Annotated in this window: 15 protein-coding genes and 1 pseudogene; all 16 read right to left on the bottom strand. The window is 57.7% G+C overall.

Annotated elements, in window-relative coordinates:
- Positions 1-657: 657 nt before the first annotated feature.
- Positions 658-1,377: a GntR family transcriptional regulator gene (locus EN738_RS14690; RefSeq protein ID WP_029354792.1), complete on the bottom strand. Its 720-nt coding sequence runs from the start codon at positions 1,375-1,377 to the stop codon at positions 658-660.
- Between the two features lie 290 nt (positions 1,378-1,667).
- Positions 1,668-2,867: an IS256 family transposase gene (locus EN738_RS14685; RefSeq protein WP_127284308.1), complete on the bottom strand. Its 1,200-nt coding sequence runs from the start codon at positions 2,865-2,867 to the stop codon at positions 1,668-1,670.
- A gap of 673 nt (positions 2,868-3,540) precedes the next feature.
- On the bottom strand, positions 3,541-4,236 hold the full coding sequence (locus EN738_RS14675) for an HAD-IA family hydrolase (protein ID WP_091597848.1): 696 nt from the start codon (positions 4,234-4,236) through the stop codon (positions 3,541-3,543).
- Entirely contained in the window at positions 4,233-5,015 is a 783-nt protein-coding gene (locus EN738_RS14670; protein ID WP_189599418.1) for a metallophosphoesterase, read from the bottom strand. The genes EN738_RS14675 and EN738_RS14670 overlap by 4 nt, the downstream gene beginning before the upstream one ends.
- Positions 5,016-5,592: 577 nt before the next feature.
- The gene (locus EN738_RS14665) at positions 5,593-6,324 is read right to left on the bottom strand and encodes an HAD family hydrolase (protein WP_051695327.1); all 732 of its coding nucleotides are present in this window, start codon (positions 6,322-6,324) and stop codon (positions 5,593-5,595) included.
- Entirely contained in the window at positions 6,321-7,130 is an 810-nt protein-coding gene (locus EN738_RS14660) for a phosphodiesterase (protein ID WP_091597850.1), read from the bottom strand. Before EN738_RS14660 ends, EN738_RS14665 begins: the two co-directional genes overlap by 4 nt.
- A 61-nt stretch (positions 7,131-7,191) precedes the next feature.
- Positions 7,192-8,442, bottom strand: a complete 1,251-nt coding sequence (locus tag EN738_RS14655) for an ABC transporter substrate-binding protein (protein ID WP_029354776.1) — start codon at positions 8,440-8,442, stop codon at positions 7,192-7,194.
- 43 nt (positions 8,443-8,485) lie between these two features.
- On the bottom strand, positions 8,486-9,319 hold the full coding sequence (locus EN738_RS14650; RefSeq protein ID WP_029354774.1) for a carbohydrate ABC transporter permease: 834 nt from the start codon (positions 9,317-9,319) through the stop codon (positions 8,486-8,488).
- A complete protein-coding gene (locus EN738_RS14645; RefSeq protein WP_091597853.1) occupies positions 9,319-10,269 on the bottom strand; it encodes a sugar ABC transporter permease in 951 nt (316 codons plus the stop codon). Before EN738_RS14645 ends, EN738_RS14650 begins: the two co-directional genes overlap by 1 nt.
- A 1-nt stretch (position 10,270) precedes the next feature.
- Entirely contained in the window at positions 10,271-11,419 is a 1,149-nt protein-coding gene (locus tag EN738_RS14640; protein ID WP_091597856.1) for an ABC transporter ATP-binding protein, read from the bottom strand.
- Positions 11,420-11,493: 74 nt separating this feature from the next.
- Complete coding sequence (locus EN738_RS14635) at positions 11,494-12,318, bottom strand: MurR/RpiR family transcriptional regulator (protein WP_051695325.1); 825 nt, start codon at positions 12,316-12,318, stop codon at positions 11,494-11,496.
- Positions 12,319-12,467: 149 nt separating this feature from the next.
- Positions 12,468-13,946: a sulfatase-like hydrolase/transferase gene (locus EN738_RS14630; RefSeq protein WP_091597859.1), complete on the bottom strand. Its 1,479-nt coding sequence runs from the start codon at positions 13,944-13,946 to the stop codon at positions 12,468-12,470.
- Positions 13,947-14,025: 79 nt separating this feature from the next.
- On the bottom strand, positions 14,026-15,327 hold the full coding sequence (locus EN738_RS14625; RefSeq protein ID WP_127284306.1) for a sugar ABC transporter substrate-binding protein: 1,302 nt from the start codon (positions 15,325-15,327) through the stop codon (positions 14,026-14,028).
- A gap of 24 nt (positions 15,328-15,351) precedes the next feature.
- Entirely contained in the window at positions 15,352-16,176 is an 825-nt protein-coding gene (locus EN738_RS14620; RefSeq protein WP_189347517.1) for a carbohydrate ABC transporter permease, read from the bottom strand.
- An 85-nt stretch (positions 16,177-16,261) separates the two neighbouring features.
- Positions 16,262-17,140, bottom strand: a complete 879-nt coding sequence (locus tag EN738_RS14615; protein ID WP_127284304.1) for a sugar ABC transporter permease — start codon at positions 17,138-17,140, stop codon at positions 16,262-16,264.
- 368 nt (positions 17,141-17,508) lie between these two features.
- Positions 17,509-17,828: pseudogene (locus tag EN738_RS14610) on the bottom strand (glucosamine--fructose-6-phosphate aminotransferase); the annotation flags it as partial.

The raw sequence follows: 17,828 nt of genomic DNA, 5'->3' as shown, positions 1-17,828 counted from the left end.
TTTTAGTATCGGAAGTGACAACGCGAGGTTGCTTTTTCCGCCTCTCGTACCGGCACCATTTAAAAGATAAAAAGCGCAGCGCGGATGCGCAGGAATATCATCCCGCCAAAGCCGCGGGCCAGATAATCAGCCAACCTTGGCGAGCTGGGAGCACCCCGAGCTTCCGTAATTGGTTGAAGCACTCGCCGGACCGAGGGCCGGCGTCCAATGTTAGTAGCCCCTTTCGCGAACACTCCGGCTAGTGGGTTTGTGTCAGAATGACCTCTCCCGGGATCGTATTCTGAGCGCTCAGTGAGGATGTATCTCGTTGTAGTCATCCCACCGGGCGATCTGGCGGAGAACCATGGGTGATCATGCAAGGAGTGAGGCGAACGCAATCACGCTTGAAGGTTTTGACCCAGGCTTCCGACACGTCGCTGGAGTGGGGCGCTTCACGGGCGTGGAGCAAGTAACGCGGTCAGCGCAGAGGCGAAGGCGCGTGTTCCTTGCCGGTGTAGGGGTGCCATTTTCCGACAGGTCTCGATCGGATGAGGCACCCTCGTCGATCCGAAGCGTGTCTTGACCGCCTCCAGCATCATATCGCACGGGACCCGCAGCCCTCCTGCGACGGCCCAAGCCGAATGGCTCAGCTACTCGGCTGATGTCGGCGAAAATCGCTCACCAATACTTCTTTGTAAACGTGAAGTTTGCCAGCTGTCTCCTGCTCATATTTTGCAAAGCGCGCGACACTGCGCGCTGTTCTACATCAAGGTGGTTAGTCAATGCGGATGCCACTGCGCTCGTAGTCTTGCCGAGCTGAGGCATTGCGTCAGTTAGCCTTGCAAGACTGGTTCGAAAAGCCGGGGAAAGCTCAGACGCGGTTATTTCCATGCGAAGGGCATGAGAGCAGAAACAGAACTTGTCGATGATATGGCAGATTTCGCAATTACATGCCCCCAGAGCTATGTCAGTGAATATTTCTTCCGCTCGAAGAGCGAGCTCCGTTGGAGATAACTCACCAGAGGGGGCGGTTCGGTCGAGAGGGTGAGTCCGTGTACGAGTTAGGGCGAAGGTAAGTGTTTCGCGCGCCACCACATACGAGTCCAATAGAACCCACTCGACCAGAGGTCTCGTAAAGTAGCCCCTTTGAGGAAAGGACACGATCTTCCCTTCCGCTGCAAGTCGGATAAGTGCTTCGCGTATAGGAGTCCGGCCGATGTTGAGGTCGGACGCTAGCTCTTTATCGCTGAGATGCTGCCCCGGCATGTGGGATTTGCTGTAGAGCAATTGAAGTACCGCGTCGTAGGCTGCATCGGCTTTTGCGTTCTTCTTGGCTTCAATAGCCAAACTGGGCATTTCTGTCCGACGACATTGGGCCGCATTTTTGCAGAACCACATCTCTACGCTTCCCCTTTTTTCGACGTCCTTTGAACGTTCGATTAGCAGAATTTGAGTTTCTGCGGCGTGCTATTTCTCGACATCCGGACATGACGCATGCACCGCGCGCCGCCTCAGCTGCATACACCATGCGTATGAGGTGTGACCATGGCCAGCCGCGGCGCTCGGATGCGGAAGCCGGTTGTGTGCGTCAAGTTCTGCAAAAATGGCGTGGCATTCAGCGGTGACGTTGGCGTGTCCGCCGCGCAGCCCCCGTGTTTAGCGGAGCGGCGGACATGGCGGGCCGCGTCTCAGGCGGCCAGTGCTCTCAGGCTCTCCTTCTTGTGCTCGCGCAGGTGATCCATGTTGAGGTAGCGGGTCGCCTCGAGCCAGTTCTCGTGGATCTCCACCGCCAATGCCCGAACCAGCCGCAAACAGCTCTGCGGGTTGGGGAAGATGCGAACGACCAGGGTGCGCCGCTTGATCTCCTGGTTTAGCCGCTCCAGCATGTTCGTCGACTTCATGTGCTTGTGATGCGGCAGCGGCAGCCGGTAGAAGCTCAGCGTCTCCTCGATGTTGTTCTCCACCCAATCCACCAGCTTCGGGTATTTTGCCTGCCATTTGGCGATCCACTGCGCCAGGTCGCGCTTGACCTCGGCTAGGTCGCGCCGGTCATAGAACCATCTGAGCTCCATCAGGCAGTCGTCATCGACCTTGCGCGGCACATAATCGAGCGCGTTTCTGAGGAAGTGCACGTAACAGCGCTGCCAGACTGCCTCAGGCAGGACTTCCCGGATCGCTGCCCTGAGCCCCGGATGGTCGTCGGAGACGACGAACTCCACGCCGGCAAGCCCGCGCTGCTTGAGCCCTGCCACGAACGCGCGCCAGCTCGAATGGCTTTCACGGTTGGCCAGCTCGACACCGAGCACCTGGCGCCGGCCCTCCCAGTCGACCCCGATCGCCACCAAGACCGCCTGGCTGGCGATCACGCCGGCCTCGCGCGCCCGCTCATAGCGCGCGTCCAGGATGAGGTACGGGTAAGGTTCGGCAAGCCGCCGCTCAAAGAACGCCTTCAGCGCCTCATCCAGCCGCGCCGTCGCCTCGCTCACCGTCGAGGCCGAGAAGGCGTGGCCGCACAGTTCCTCGGTGATCGCCTTCACCTTCCGGGTCGACACGCCTTGCACGTACATCTCGACCAGCGCCGATACCAGTGCCTTCTCCGAGCGTTGATAACGCTCGAACAATTCCGTCGAGAACCGGCCGGTCCGATCCTGCGGAACGCGAAGTTCCAGGACCCCAACCCGCGTCACAAGCTTGCGCTCATAATAGCCGGACCGGTAACCAACCCGCTCCGCCGTCCGCTCGCCTTTCTCGGCCCCGATGGCCTCCGTCATCTCGGCTTCCAAAGCCTCCTGCACGACAGCCTGCAAAACTCTGCGGAAGCCGTCCTCATCCGACAACAGCAACGCTTTCAACTCGCCTCTGCTCAGTCTAACTTCTCGATTGGTCATGCACTTACCCTTCCACGGGAATCGGTGATCGCAACGTCACCAGCGTGCCATGGCCGCCTCGCCTCAGGGCAAGGCCTGCTCTCTCTCTCCAGAGCTTTTTGCAGAACCTTCAGGACACTATCCCAGCCAGATCAGGCGGCTGTGACAGTAGCTCTGCGCAGATTGCGGAGACGCCCATACCAAGAGCTTCGACACGCGTAGCACTCTGTAGTCGCTCCGTCAGGCGCTCGATCTGGGCGTAGTCGAGAAGGCGAGCTGAGGCCTCAACCGAATGTAGGAAGGCCGCGCTCAGGTTCGCAATTTCCGGTCTTACATGCGAGTTCAGTGGCGAGGTGCTGTGTCAGTCGCCGGGCTCTATCGCGCTCAATCTCCCCGGTAACGCCACCCTGAACTCGCGAAACCCAGAGAGGCCACGAGTACGGCAAAAACGCAAAACCGACGCTTCTCCGCTGTTTGTTTGACTTACGAGTTTGGAGATAGATAAGTCCCCAAGAAGCTCGGGGTTTTAGGCAACAAAATGCGCGATTCTGGATTGTGAGCTAGGCCCGCTGGCGACCAGACCGCATACCGCATCCCGCACCAAGCTTGATGACCTGTCCGCCATTGCACTGCCCGCCGGGGTATGGTGTTCCGGATGCAGGCGCGGCGGACCGTCCACGCCGCTGCCCTCTTTCTACATTGGGCAAAGCAAACCTTTAAGTTCCGCCAAGTTCAGCAACAATGCCTCCGGCTCAAAGGTCCGGAGGTCATTCCTCAGTCGACTCGTATGGTGGCGGGCGCCCCCGAATGCGCAGTAGCGCATATTTGCATTTCGCGCGGCACTAAGACCGATGACGCTGTCCTCAATGACAAGGCACTCTCTGGCAGACACGCCCATGATTTCCGCCGCCAATAGCAGCACAGAAGGGTCAGGCTTCCGGACACCGATGTCATCGGAGGAGAAGAACCGTGAGCCTACAAGCCCCAAGAGATTGGCGGCTCTCATGCGGTGGATGAGTTCGAAACGAGATGTGTTCGATGCGACACAAAAGGGAATGGAAAGCCACTGGAGCAGTTCAACCGCGCCAGGTGTCGCCGACAGGATCCCAGAGGCGGCCAGCTGGATCTCAGCCGCGGCCGTTTCCATGAAGTTCTTCGGCAGGCTTACACCGACAAGTCTTTCCAGATGCCGTTGTTGATCGTCTCGCTCAACACCGGAGAGCGTTGCCGTTATTTCATCTGGATGCACCTGGAAACCTTCCGCGGCAAGTTTTGCCGAAATCACCTCCGATGCTACGATTTCCGTCTCCGCAAGGGTGCCGTCAAAATCGAAGATGATCAGTCGAGGCCGCGACCGATCGGACGTTTTGATCGATGGTGAAGCCATCATTTCGGATCACCGGGACGAATGACAGGCAGCTGATCAAGTCCCTCGTGACGATGGACAACGACATCCGATCCGTCCAACATGACGACATCGTATGATGGCGCAGCCGCCACAAATATGGGCTTGCCATATTGTTCCCAGTCCAGAACGATATGCTGCGCCGTGCCACGGCTGGCAGTAAACGATATGCCCGACAAACTGCCTGCTGCAGCAACATGCCGGTGACCAAAGAGCATGTGGCGGACCGATGCGTTTTTCCGAAGGATGGAAAGGAGCCGATCGGACTCCTTCATATCGCTCGTCTTAAAACAAGGCACATGCAAATCCGCCGGCGTATGGTGCATAGCAACCACGACTGGTCGGCCGGCGGCACGGAAAAGCTGGTCCTGCAGCCATTCAAACCGGCCACCGTCAAGACAACCGAAATGGCTGATGTCGTCCTTTGTGTCGAGCAAGACGACGAGCCAGTCGTGCAAGTCGACAGCCGCCTGAACGAATCCTGCCCCGCCGAATACGCCTCGAAATGCGCCGCGGTCATCGTGGTTGCCGATCGTCAAATGGACCGGGAGCCGGACCTCCGACAAGATCTCGCGCAAGAGTGCGTAAGCGGCTGGATCGCCTGTATCAGCAAGATCGCCGGTAATAAGGATGAGCTTGGCATCTGCGTGTACGCGCGAGACATGGTCCAAGGTGTCGCGCAATCTCTGCGCCGGATCGATGCCGTAAAGCGTCTTGCCAGGGGCAACAAAATGAGGATCCGTGATATGAATGATTTTCTGCATTGCTCCACACTCAGATTGGGCCCGACCCTGGGAGGAAGTGGGACAAGAGACCGCTGCTGCGTCAGGCCACTTGATTGCCGTCGTTGTGGTGACCATCTATTCCAGGCGTCTGACAGCGAACCGTGAGCAGTGAGGGGTCGACCCTCTCTGCCGCCCGGATCGAGGTGTTCGATTCCAAGCAAACAGTTGACCGACGAACGGCCAATAAATGTCGCGAGTTGTAAATGCTCGGGCCGCATAAGGGACCTCGGTCGCTATCGCTTTCGGTTGATCATGAAGTAACTCGTCCATCATCGAAACGGTGCCACGGGCCTGTGCTTCGAGCTCCGGTGAGTTCCCCCACGCAGACACGAATGCTCCTTCTTGACCCTCAATTGTAATTTGTGAGCAGCTCGGTCGAACACCGTTGAGTGTCGCTTGCGCGCGCCCGCCCCATGCCGCATCCGCCTGTCAGACTTCGCCGATATCGAATGCAAGGGAGCTTTGTTCGGATTTATGTCAAGTGGACGGAATCGCCGGGACAGTCGGTATAGGAAGACATTTTTGTGGGGTTGAGTGGATGGGAAGCTGCTGCAGTTCACCTTACGGCACCTGCTGCCACCGGGTCCGCCTCCTGCCATTTTGTATTGGGCTGGACTTCGCTCGTCATCAGCAGGACGCTAAGTTCTTCGGCTGATCGCGCGACCACCGCAGCGCCGGCTGACAGCAATCGTTGACCGTGGTCGTCGTGGCAGTGGCCGCCCGCGGTGAAACCGATCACCATCATCCCCGCGGCCACACCGGCTCGAACGCCTGCAATGCTGTCCTCGACAACGACGCAGCGCGCTGCCTTAGTGCCCATCTGGGCGGCAGCGAACAGGAAGAGGTCCGGTGCAGGCTTACCGGCCTTTACCATGGCGGAGCTGAACACGTGGGGATGGAAGTATGCCCAAAGTTCCGTCAGTTCAAGACCAAGCCGCAGCTTGTCGGGGGCGCTGCTCGATGCGACGCAGCGCGGCAATCGCAACTGATGCAGGAGTTGGTCAATGCCGCTGATCGCTTGCAGTTCCGTCTGGTAGCTTTCCTTTATCCGGGATTGCACGATGACGTCGAAGTCGCTGGGTAGAGGGCGGCCCCAGTCTTCTTCGATCATTTTCCGCATGGTGGCTGAGGAAAGGCCGGTAAACCGCAGAATCACATCAGAATACGACATGGGATAGCCAATGCGGGTAAGTTCTTCGGCATCGATTCGACTTGCCAGCGTCTCGCTATCGATCAGAACGCCGTCGCAATCGAAGATGACCAGTTCATAAGAGGCCTGTTGATTCATTGCATGCCCTCGGGAACCCAACCTTCTGCGGAGACCTCGACCACATGTCGGTCGCTAACTTCGAAGCGATGCACCAGGACCCCATCAACGTCGATTATCGCGATGTCAAAAGCGGGCGCATCCTCGACGAAGTCCGCGTCTCTCCGCGTGAAATGTGGAATGATCTGATGCGCCACGCCGCGGTTTGCACTGAAAGGGATGCCGCTCCAGGTGCCGCCAACATCGACATGCACATGGCCGTGGAAAATGTGCCGCACATTGCCGGCGCTGACAATCGCCTGCATGATCGGGCGCCAATTCTCGGTGCTCCAGGGTTCGAAATGCGGCAGGCCGATCGGCTGCAGCGGATGATGGACGAAGAGGTAGGCCCGCACATCCGACGCCTCGGCCACCCGGGCCAGCAGCCACTCGAGCCGACCATCGTCCAAGGAGCCATGACCGAAACCTTCCACCAATGTGTCGAGAAAAATGAGGCGCCCGGCAGATCCGTCGTGAACCGACTGGATAAAGCCGTTCTCATCGCGCGGCTCTCCAGGAAACGCCCGAACAAAATTCTCGCGGCTGTCGTGATTGCCGAGCAGAAGGCGGGCGGGCACGCGCAGTTCCTGCAGCACCTCGCGAAGTAGGACATAGGAAGCGAAATCTCCCTCGTCAGTGAGATCGCCAGTCACGACGCAAAGCTCGGCGTCGGCGTGATCGCGGTTGATGCGCTCAATGGTCTTGCGAAGCCGTTGGGCAGGATCGAAGCCGAAGAGCATGGCGCCTAACGGCACAAGATGGGGGTCGGTCAGATGAATGAGTTTCATGGATAATCCCGAAAAAGGGAGGGATGCCGCACAGGAGCGTGCAGCGTCTCGGACGAGGCGATCAGTTCGTTTTCGGCAGGAGTGCGCGAACCTCGGACACCATGTCTGCGAGAGCGGCTTCCGGTTCTTTGGATCCAAGCGCAATAGCCGTCATCTCGTCGCGGAGGACCTCCCCGATCTGCACGCCGTTATCACCAGGCCAGGAGAACCACGGGCGGGCGCGGGGCGTCTGAAGCACGCTGGTGTACCAGTTCGGGTGCTTATCGTAGAAGCCGGCGAGATGATCCTTGTCGAGGGCAAGCGTGTTGGTCGGCATATAACCAGTATTCGGCACGACAATGCTCTGGCCTTCAGGACTTGTGGTGAACTTGACGTAGTCCCAGGCGGCGGCGCGCTTGGCGGGATCGTCGGTAAGGATTATCGCAACCATGCCGCCCGTCGGCATCGTCGCATCTTCAGCGCCGAGCGGCTGCTTGGCTGTGCGGAGCTTGAACCGATCTCCAATTTCACCTTCGAAACCGCTCACACTGCCGGCAGAGGCGAAGAAGAAGCCGAGCTTGCCAGAGGTGAAGAGCTGCCGGGCGGCATGGGAGTCGATCGCCGGCTGAGCGCCGTCGGTGTGGAACCGCTTGAACAGCTTGACGGCAGCCTGGCCTGCAGGACCGTCAAAAGCGATGTCGCTCTCCTTGTCGTTCATCATCTGGCCGCCGAAGTTGCGTACCAGGTTCTGCGTGGCCCAGTCGTCCGAGCCGAGCTGGTAATACATGCCGGACGTTCCATTGCCGAGCGCACCGACCTTGCCGGCCAGTGCGACGAAGCTGTCCCAATCGGTCGGAACCTTGTCGGGGTCGCCGCCCGCCTGCTTCACGAGATCGGCATTGTAATAAACGACCGGCGTCGACATGGCGAAGGGAAGTCCGTACAGATGGCCCTCGATTCTTGCCAGAGACAGGATTTGTTCCGTGTAGCCCTTATCGGCCAGGTGATCGGCGGCAACGAGATCGTCGATGGGCTTTACGAGCCCGCGCGTGACGAGCGGACGGAGCACGTTAAAGCCGACATAGTGAACGTCCGGCAACTCGCCTGCCATGCTCTGACGAATCAACGTCTGGACAGCTTCGTCATAACTCGGCGCAGCAGCGCGGAAGCTGATCTTGATTTCCGGGTGGTCCGCCATGAAGCGGTCTGCAATCGGCTTGTGGATCACTTCGTGTTCGGGCCAGGCGTAATAGACATTGAGTTTCGTCTCGGCTTGCGCTGGCATGGCTGCCGCTGCGACACCGGCAGCAAGGATCATTGCAACTGTTTTCACATTGCTCTCCTGAGTTTTGAGATGGGGGTTTTTAGAGACGGAGCTAGTGTCGGCCGAGCACCAGACCTCGGATGAAGTGTTTCTGCATGAGAAGGAAAAAAGAGACCAAGGGAGCAGTTACGAGAACGCCCCCCGCCATCAGCGCACCGACATTTCCGGCGCCCTCGCCGGCCTGCCGGAAATAGGCAATGCCGAGCGAAGCCGTCATCATGTCGGGATTGGTTATCACCACCATTGGCCAATAAAGATCGTTCCAATGGGCCACGATAGAGAAGATCGAGAAGGAGACGACGGCCGGCCAAGCTGCTGGCAGCATGATCCGCCAGGCGATCGATAGCTCGCTGAAACCGTCGAGCCGCGCCGCGTCGAGCACCTCATCGGGAAAGGTCACGAAGAACTGCCGGAACAGGAAGATGGCAAACACCGAAATGATCCAGGGCAGAACCAGAGCGGCATAGCTGTCGAGCAGTCCGGATTTTGCGAGGGCTATGTAGATCGGGATGGTTGGTATCTGCACCGGCACCAGAAGGCCGAGCAGGACGCCGACAAGCAGAATAGGGCGGCCCGGGAAGGACAGCTTGGCCAGCGCATAGCCGCATGGGATGGCGATCGCGATCTGCAACACAAGAATTGCCAGACACACGACAAAGCCATTTGCCATGAACCGAAGCAGCGGAATTGCCGAGAGCGCAGTGCCGTAATTGTCGATTGCGCCGTGAAGGGTCGGCGTTGGAAGCAGGCTGCCGTCAAAGATCTCGCTCTGTGGCGTCAGCGAGGCAAGGATCATCCACAGAAACGGAAAGACCATGATGATCGCGCCGGTGACAAGCACAGCATGCGAGACAATGCGGGAAGAGGAAGATTGCCCCAGGATCATCACTGGCCTCCATTTGCTTTCCAGCGCGCCCGACGCTCGGAGACGCGCATCTGGACGAGCGACAGGAAAGTCACGAAGACAAAAAAGGAAACGGAGATCGCAGAAGCATATCCGACGCGGAAGAAGCGGAAACCTTCTTCATAAAAAGTGTAAAGAACGACGGAGGTAGATTTCATCGGCCCTCCCTGTGTGAGGACCGCGACCGTTTCGAAAACCGAAAAGGCGCGGATAATTGTCATCACGGTGACGAACACCGTAACTGGCGCCAGCATCGGCCAGGTGACCAGAAGGAAGCGCTTCAGTCCCCTGTCCGCCCCGTCGATAGTCGCAGCTTCGTAGAGCTCCTCTGGAATGGTCGAAAGGCCAGCCAGGAAAAGGATCATGTTGAAGCCAACCAACTGCCAGACGCCGATCGCCGCGAGCGCATATATGGCCGTCGCCGGGTCGGACAGGAACCTGACGGGCGATGCGCCCAGGAGCTGCAGCAGCGTGTTGGCAAAACCCAGACTTGGATGCAGGATTGCTTCCCACGCGGTCGCGAGAGCAACCAAGCTTGCAGCCACGGGCAGAAAGTAAGCGGTTCGATAGAGAACTGCGAACCGTGATCTAGCGATCAAAACGGCGACGAGCAGCCCCCACCCGATTGCCGTCGGCACGACCACAGCCACATAGAGCGCGGTGTTGCGCAGACTCTGAGCAAAGCCAGGGTCGGTCAACATGCGCGTATAATTAGCAACCCCGATGAATTGGATTCCGGCCAAGCCGAGCGACGCATTCGTGAAGGACAGAAAGAAGACAAGAATGGCGGGTCCGATGACAAGGGCAACAAGCAACAGCGTCGCCGGCACGGACAGAATTATGCCAGCTTGCGCCTGGGCCCGAGCCGGCCGGTAGCTGCCTGCAGTGTTCGGAGCTAAGGAACTGAGCGGAATGTCGTTGGCTAAGGCCATGTCAGGCTGCCCCGCTGTGATCGCCACGCTGGCGCGAGCCGTTGGAAGGAAAAAACCATGCCTGTTCAGCGTCGATGGTCAGTCCCAGATTGTCGCCGTCACGCAGTGATCGCGCGCGCTCGGCGGAAATGCGGGCGACGAACTGAGCGCCGGCCTCGGCATCGACAAAGACGTGAGCGTCGATCCCTGCGTGCTCAATGCGCGTGACGCGAACCGGCAGGGCTCCTGGATGATCCTTCTCAGCCAGGGTCGCATGCTCGGGGCGGAAGGCCAGCGTTCCGGCCAGCCCGGATCCGAGCGCATCGCGAATGATGATCCTGCTGCCGCCGATCATGAGCGCGCCGCCTATAGGTGCGGCCACTGCCAGCTCGTTCAGGAATGGCTGCGCCAGGAAGCGCGCTACGTCTAGATCGACGGGTTCGCGATAGAGATCGGCAGGGGCTGCGACCTGACGGAGTTCGCCGCCAAAGATGACTGCGACGCGGTCTGAAAGCGCTGCCGCCTCGGCCTGGTCATGGGTAACGAAGATAGTCGTCGTTTCCATTTCCTTGTGAAGCCGTGCGATCTCGCCACGCGTATGGATGCGCAGCGCTGCGTCCAAGTTTGCCAAGGGTTCGTCCATCAGGAAGATCTTCGGCTTGCGCACCATGGCGCGTCCCAAAGCCACGCGCTGGCGCTGCCCGCCCGACAGCGCCGACGGTCGACGCTCGAGCAGCGCGTCGAGCTTGAGAAGCCCTGATGTCTGCCGGACCCGCTCCTGGATCGAGCGTTTGCGTTGGATGGCTCCGGGCAGCAGCGCGCCAATCACAGGAAGCCGTTCCAAGCTGCTTAGCTCACGCATGACCAGCGGGGCAGCAATGTTGTCGTGCACGCTCAGATGCGGATAAAGGGCGTAGCTCTGGAACACGAAGGCTAGGTCGCGGTCCTTCGGCGCCACCGCGTCCAGCCCCCTGCCGCCTGCACGCACATGGCCCTGGTCGGCACGCTCCAGCCCCGCGATGATCCGAAGAAGCGTTGATTTACCACACCCGGACGGCCCCAGCAGTGTCACAAACTCCCCCGCAGCAACCCTTAGACAGATGCCGCGCAGGACATCAATCGCGCCAAACCGCTTGCCGATGTCGTCGATGTGAAGGTCTAACGCTGCCATTCCGAGTTCCCTTTCGGTGGGCGTGACTTCTATCGGTGCTTTATTTCATTTTCGTGACAATATGGAGTTTAATTTCATTTGGCAACCGGTTTATCCATCGCCTTTCCGAGCGCCAGCATGAGGCTTTCGATCACAAAGATCTTGCCGATCGTCGATGTTAGGGTGCCGCCGATCGGGTGGTCTTGAAGGCCGGAGGCCTGCAGGGTGAAGTCAGCCGCTTTCTCGAGCGGGCTGCGGGCGCGGTTGGTGATGGCGACGGTCAGTGCCCCCGCAGAACGGGCGCCCTTGAGGAACTGGACGGTGTCAACCGTGAGGCCGGAGATCGAAAGGCCGATCGCAACGCATCCGGGACTAAGCCCGCTGGCGACTTCGTGAGCCATGTTGGAATTCCTGAACGCAAAGGCCGTTAGCCCGACACGCAAAAGCCGATAGGCAAGCAGTTCTGCCGTTATACCGGACATTCCGGCGCCGTAGAGGTCGATCCGTCTGCTTGCCGCAAGCGCGGCGGCGACCTTCGCGAGAGTTTCGGAATCGGCATTGTTGTGTGCGATGCTGAGGTTTTGCGCCATGGTGTCGTGCAAGGATTGCAGAGCGCTATCCGCAGTTCCAGCAGCAGTAGGAGGCAGTCCCGGGCGGCCAATCTCGGCCGCCAATGCCAGCTTGAAGTCGCGGAAGCCGGAAAAGCCTATCTGCCGGCAAAGCCGCAATATGCTCGCTTCACCACTGGCCGCGAATTCACCTAGCTCCGCGACCGATTGGTGCAGCACCTTTTCCGGGTTTTCCAGAATGTATTTGGCAATGCGAGCGAGCGCATTGGGCAATCGATCGATGTCGTCCTGCAGGCGAGCCAAGATGCTCTCGTGCGATGCCGCTTTCATTGCAGGTGAGTTGACGCTCATTTCCACAATCCTCACCCCTTATGAATGAAGGAAAGAGCAGCGAGATACCATAAATTATCGAACAATTTCTGGACAATCGACCGAGGGCGGCCCCAAGGTCGCGAGAACAATGCCTCGCTCGTGACCTTCCTGGCGTCGGTCCGCCAAGGTCAATAGTCCTCAATTCTCTCCGGGCCGGATCCACTTCTAAGCATCATTGCGGAAAAGCTGCGGCCTAATAGGTCGTATTTCAACCCCCTGTGATGGTGGCTATCCCATAGGTCATAATGCTCATTGGGGTCCTCTTTATGATCGAACAGCTCTCCTATTCCAACATCGTGATATACATTTAGTTTGTGACGTCCATCATAGTACATCGATGCGCGAGACCCTCGGCTGCCGCGGAACCTGAGGGAGTTGTGATACTCACTGACAACGTATGGCTTATGGCAATCCAGTGAAGTGTTCCCAAGCAGCATCTGGTCGAGTGACAGCCCCTGCATGGCCTTTGGGACCTCAAGCCCCGATAACGAGAGCAATGTGGGCGCAATATCGACCAGCTCGACAAGTGCATTCGACACCGATCCTTGGGCTGGGCTGCCAGGCACGGAAATCACAAGTGGGACATGCACCACACCCTCATAGAACCGGCAGCCTTTGTAGAGCAGGCCGTGGTCGCCCATCATATCACCATGATCGCTCATGAAGACGATGATCGTGCGATCCAGCTGGCCGGTTTCCGTCAAAGTGTCTAGTATCCGGCCGACCAGATCGTCCACCTGTGCCACCTCGGCGTGATAGGCCGCTCTCATCTCCCAAATATTGAACTTCGTTGGTGGCGCTTCATGCGTAGGTCCTGCCAATTCGTCGTTGTGCGCCTCACCCGCGTCTGTTGCTGCGTGCCAAGGATCCACCGCGAATTTCGCTTGCTGATCGACTCGTTCAAATTTCTTCTGGTGCTCGAGATCAATCGGCTTGAACGCAGGATCAGGCATATCATTTGGATTGAACCGCCTGAGGTAGTCTGGCGGGGGATTGAGGGGCGGATGAGGCGCGTCGATGTTAACGCCTAAATACCAACTACGATCAGAATGCATCTTGATGAAGCGCTCAGCCCGATCGCCTGCCCAACGCGCCTGCCGATATTCTGCGGCTGGTCCCGGACCATAGTGTTGGTCAAGATAGGGTTTGAAGTAGGCTTCGGGATTGACCCCTTTTGACCACATCCACGCATGATAGTCGTGGTTGCCTGACCACTCCGGAAATGGCTCAGGGCTCCAGTAGAACTCGGCAAATCCATCATCGGGGCGCTTTTCTATCATGCCACGTGTGGCAGACAGGTGCAGCTTTCCTATGTGCCCTGTATAGTATCCGGCGTTCGCCATCAGTTTTGGGAGCAAAACGAGATGCGAAGGAAATGTGCCGGCGCCGTTCTGATGCACTTGGTGTGCGATCGGATACAAGCCTGTCAGAAAGCTCGTTCGGCTCGGCGTGCAGATAGGGCTCTGACAATACGCACGGGCGAATGCCGTGCCCCTCGCCGCCAGGCGGTCAATATTGGGAGTCTGCGTGCCTTTGAACCCTAGGCACTGCAAGGTGTCCCAACGCTGCTGATCGCTGCAAATCCAGACTATACTAAAGTTCCTCAACTCTCATCCCACGCGCTATGGAGGTTCAGTTCGCGCGCGCACCGGCGCGCAAAACCGCGCCGGTGGCGACGTGTAACGGCTATTTCAGGTATCCAGCGCGCTTCACGATTTCGACCGCATCACCTTGAGCATCGTCCAAGGCAGCCTCTGGGCTCTTGCTCCTGACAACCGCTTCTTGCAGGGCACGGCCAAGGCGATCGCCGATCTCCTTGAATTCTGGAATGCGAGGATAATACCACTCGGGCGCCCCGCGAAGCGTTTCTGCGTACGTTGCCGCAAACGATCCATGGCCATAATCATAGTCATGTTTCGCACGGATTTCCGGATCGTCCCACAGCGATGTCCTGGTGATGGCGACAAAGGTGCTGTCGAGCGAAATCCGCTTCATGAGATCTTTACTCGTCGCCCATTGAAGGAAGGCCGCTGCAGCTGCCTTGTTTTCTGATGCAGCTGGAATGACATACGCCTGTCCCGCAAAGGGCGGGAACCTCCCACTTACGCCGCCAGGGGGCAAAGCAAACCCAAGCTTGCCGACGACCTTCGACAGCTTGGGATCGAGAATGCGACCTGCGGTGGGAGCGCCTTCGACAGTCATAGCAATGCGGCCCTGCTGCATCGCGATGACAACATCATCGAAGGTTGCTGAGATGCTCCCAGGCACAGTGAAATTGGTCATCACATCCGTGTACCATTTCAGCGCCTCCACCGCAGCGGGCGAATTTACCGTGGGCGTCAGATCCGCTGGTTCGTCCGCAAAATATTTACCGCCAAAACCATAAAGAACCTGGCCCCAAAACCATATATTCTCGCCAGTATCCGGTTGACCCCGTAGCGCCGTGCACTGAATGTCTGCCTTTCTCAGCAGATCACAATCATTACGGAACTCTTCCCACGTTTGCGGTGGCTGTTTGATTCCGGCTTTCTCGAACAAGTCGGCACGATAATACAGGAGCTGTGTCGCCGCGAAATGCGGAAATGCCAGCTGTTTGCCGTCCTTATTGTAGAGGCGCAGCACGGGAGCGATGAAATCCTGTACGTCCGCACTCTTCATGTCTATGTAATTATCGAGCGGCTCCAGGATATCGCCAGATGCGTATCGCCCGAACTCCTCGCTCCCTAAGTATACCACGTCGTAACTATCTGAACGCGTTAGGAGCTCGACCGACACTTTTTGAACGGTCGGCGCATAACCGAAGAGATCAAACTGCACTTCAGCGCCAGTCTTCTCTGTGAATTCGTGCGCGAATTTTTTGAGCTCCAAATCGTATGCCGAGTTTGTCGATAGGACCTTTATTTTCGCGCCGTCATAGCGCTGTTGAGCCGTCGCTCCCCCGCCGACGGCAACACCGAACGCAACGGCAAGAATTCCAAGATACCTCATTGATTTTCTCCTTGAGCTAGTGTTTTACCCTTTCACGGAACCGGTCGTTGTTGGGCCGGCGACGTATTTCTTTACGAACGGCACGAAAACCACGATCGGGACCAGCATAAGCACGCATGCGGCTGCCGCCTTGCCCCAATCGGTCCCCTCAAATGGCATGAAATTCAGTATTGCGACGGCTGCGGTTTTTGCGTCATCGCGTGTCAATGTCAGCGCGAAAAGAAACTCGTTCCACGAACCAATGAATATCAGTATTGCTGTTGCCAGGATACCATATTTGGCGATGGGTATCGAGATGAGCGTCATCGTCTGCAGCGTTGACGCGCCGTCTATCATCGCGGCTTCTTCGATTTCACGCGGCACTTGGTCAAAAAACGCTGACAAATACCAGATCGCAAGCGGAACCGCGAACATTGTGTTGACGATGATCAGCGCAATCTTCGTGTCGACGAGGTGTACTTGGCGAAAAAAGAGAAAGTAGGGGATGATGTAGATCATCGCTGGCGCCGCCCGGAGTGCCAACACCAGGGTCAATAGCCTTCGCATCGCAGTTTTCTGCAAATGAGAGATGCCAAAGGCTGCCGGGATCGAAAGCGCCATGGTCAATATGATGGTGCTGCATGAGACCACAATTGAATTGATGAGCGCGGAAGAGAAGTCCTTGTCAGCGATTATCGCGGTATAGTGCTGAGCGGATGGCTCCCCCACGATCACGGGCGGCCATTGAAACATCTCGGTCGGCTGTTTGAGAGATGTCGATAGGGTCCACAATATCGGCGAGAACAGGAATAGCGCAAAGGCAGCGGAGACAAGGTATCCGTAGATGTGACGTCCGAGGTCCCGACGCATGGGCTCACCTCCCAACGCGAGGGGCCGAGATTTGGCGAGTGGATGATATTCGGAGATGTGACGTCCAAGGTATCGATGCATGGGCTTACCTCCCAACGCGAGTGGCCGAGATTTGGCGAATAGACCAAAAACACACGCCGACGATCGTTGTTGTGAATGCCACGAGAATTGCGGCGGAATAATCGAGATCGAGATATGTAAATGCGGTCAGGAAAGCGTAGAAGTTTAGGGGTTCAGTCGCCCCAGCCGGCCCGCCACCTGTCAACACGAAGATCACGGGGAAAATCCCAAGGACCTCTAAGGCTTGAAACACGGCGACGGCTCCCATCGCAGGTAAGACGAGCGGTATGGAAATATGCCATTGCGCCTGGGCCCAACTTGCTCCGTCGAGGTTTGCCGCCTCATAAATCTCGTCTGGGATCGAGTCCAAAGACGAGAGAAGCAGCAAAGCAACTATGGGAACGCCAAACCAAATCGATACGATGATCACGGAGATAAGCGCTGCCGTTTTGCTTCCAAGTAAGTCAGCTTCGAAATTGTGACCGAACAAGCTTGCGAGATAAGACAAGCCGCCCACACCAGGAATGAGGAACAGCTTCCACACAATTCCGCCTACCGCTGGCGGAATTATTGACGGAAGCAGGAAAGATGCTCGCATCCACCGTGTGCCAACGAGATTTTCCTTAAGCGCTATTGCCAACGCTAATCCACACAGTAATTGGAGGACGACGGGGACGACGACCAAAATGAACGTAAGCAGCGCGGCGTTGATAAACCGACCGTCGGACAAGAACCGCGCGTAATTGTAAAGCCGGATAAAGCGCGTCTTTTCCGGGAAGGCTATGTTGAAGTCACCGAACGAGAGGGCAATGACAGCTGCAATCGGCACGACTGTCGCAAGACATAGGAACGCGATCGCGGGTGTAACGAGCGCCGAATACACTTTAGGCCGGGAAGATGCCATCGTCCGTTGCTCCTGGAGTTATTTATGCTCGCCTGGAATGGGCACCTCAGATGCTGCCAGCAACGCTTAAGCGAGCTTCAGCAAGCAGAGGACGTCAACGATGCAGTGTTCCCCGTGGTGAGTTACTCGCAGCCGTCAACCGTGCCGAGACAATTCCACGGCGTATAGTTTTATCGTAGAGTTACCTTTCCAAGTTTCATGCGCCTTTGGAAACAGAATGCTGCGCTCCATTCAATTGGCAGGCGAAGCACGACACATTCTGCCGTCGACGGCCTCGAGACAGCGTGAACACTGCACTGGCTCGCCATTGCTGTCTTGATCAGGGCCAAGAAGGATGTCCGGAACGTGTCATCTCGTGGCGCGCGTGCTCAGACCCGGGGCTCCGATTCGTCCATGGTCACCTTTGTGTCATTTTGGCTATAACGAAACTGGGCATCAGTAAGTCCGGCCGCGTCGGACAGTTCTGCGGCTAGCAGCTGAGCGGGCAGGATGTCCACGATTGATCGTGCCACGCGGTTCTGCAAAGATGGCACCTTCACAACTGCGAGGTTTTTGGCGTCCTGAGGCGACTCGCTTGCGGTTACCAGAAGAACTGCACAGCCGATTTCAGCCAATTCCTGCGCCAATCGCACTTCGCGGCCGTCACCAAATATCAAAATCCCGGTTGCCTGATCCATCGATTCCATCG

The sequence above is a fragment of the Mesorhizobium sp. M4B.F.Ca.ET.017.02.2.1 genome, from assembly GCF_003998955.1.
GTDB classification, from domain to species: domain Bacteria; phylum Pseudomonadota; class Alphaproteobacteria; order Rhizobiales; family Rhizobiaceae; genus Mesorhizobium; species Mesorhizobium abyssinicae.
Note: the sequence above shows the minus strand (reverse complement) of the source record. Positions and strands in the feature narration are given on the sequence as shown.

Bases quoted from the DNA above. Each gene is read 5' to 3' on its own strand.
- EN738_RS14635 (WP_051695325.1), bottom strand. From the start codon at position 12,318: ATGAGCGTCAACTCACCTGCAATGAAAGCGGCATCGCACGAGAGCATC.
- EN738_RS14650 (WP_029354774.1), bottom strand. From the start codon at position 9,319: ATGATCCTGGGGCAATCTTCCTCTTCCCGCATTGTCTCGCATGCTGTG.
- EN738_RS14615 (WP_127284304.1), bottom strand. From the start codon at position 17,140: ATGGCATCTTCCCGGCCTAAAGTGTATTCGGCGCTCGTTACACCCGCG.
- EN738_RS14675 (WP_091597848.1), bottom strand. From the start codon at position 4,236: ATGATGGCTTCACCATCGATCAAAACGTCCGATCGGTCGCGGCCTCGA.
- EN738_RS14625 (WP_127284306.1), bottom strand. From the start codon at position 15,327: ATGAGGTATCTTGGAATTCTTGCCGTTGCGTTCGGTGTTGCCGTCGGC.
- EN738_RS14685 (WP_127284308.1), bottom strand. From the start codon at position 2,867: ATGACCAATCGAGAAGTTAGACTGAGCAGAGGCGAGTTGAAAGCGTTG.
- EN738_RS14690 (WP_029354792.1), bottom strand. From the start codon at position 1,377: ATGTGGTTCTGCAAAAATGCGGCCCAATGTCGTCGGACAGAAATGCCC.
- EN738_RS14645 (WP_091597853.1), bottom strand. From the start codon at position 10,269: ATGGCCTTAGCCAACGACATTCCGCTCAGTTCCTTAGCTCCGAACACT.
- EN738_RS14620 (WP_189347517.1), bottom strand. From the start codon at position 16,176: ATGCGTCGGGACCTCGGACGTCACATCTACGGATACCTTGTCTCCGCT.
- EN738_RS14665 (WP_051695327.1), bottom strand. From the start codon at position 6,324: ATGAATCAACAGGCCTCTTATGAACTGGTCATCTTCGATTGCGACGGC.
- EN738_RS14640 (WP_091597856.1), bottom strand. From the start codon at position 11,419: ATGGCAGCGTTAGACCTTCACATCGACGACATCGGCAAGCGGTTTGGC.
- EN738_RS14670 (WP_189599418.1), bottom strand. From the start codon at position 5,015: ATGCAGAAAATCATTCATATCACGGATCCTCATTTTGTTGCCCCTGGC.
- EN738_RS14660 (WP_091597850.1), bottom strand. From the start codon at position 7,130: ATGAAACTCATTCATCTGACCGACCCCCATCTTGTGCCGTTAGGCGCC.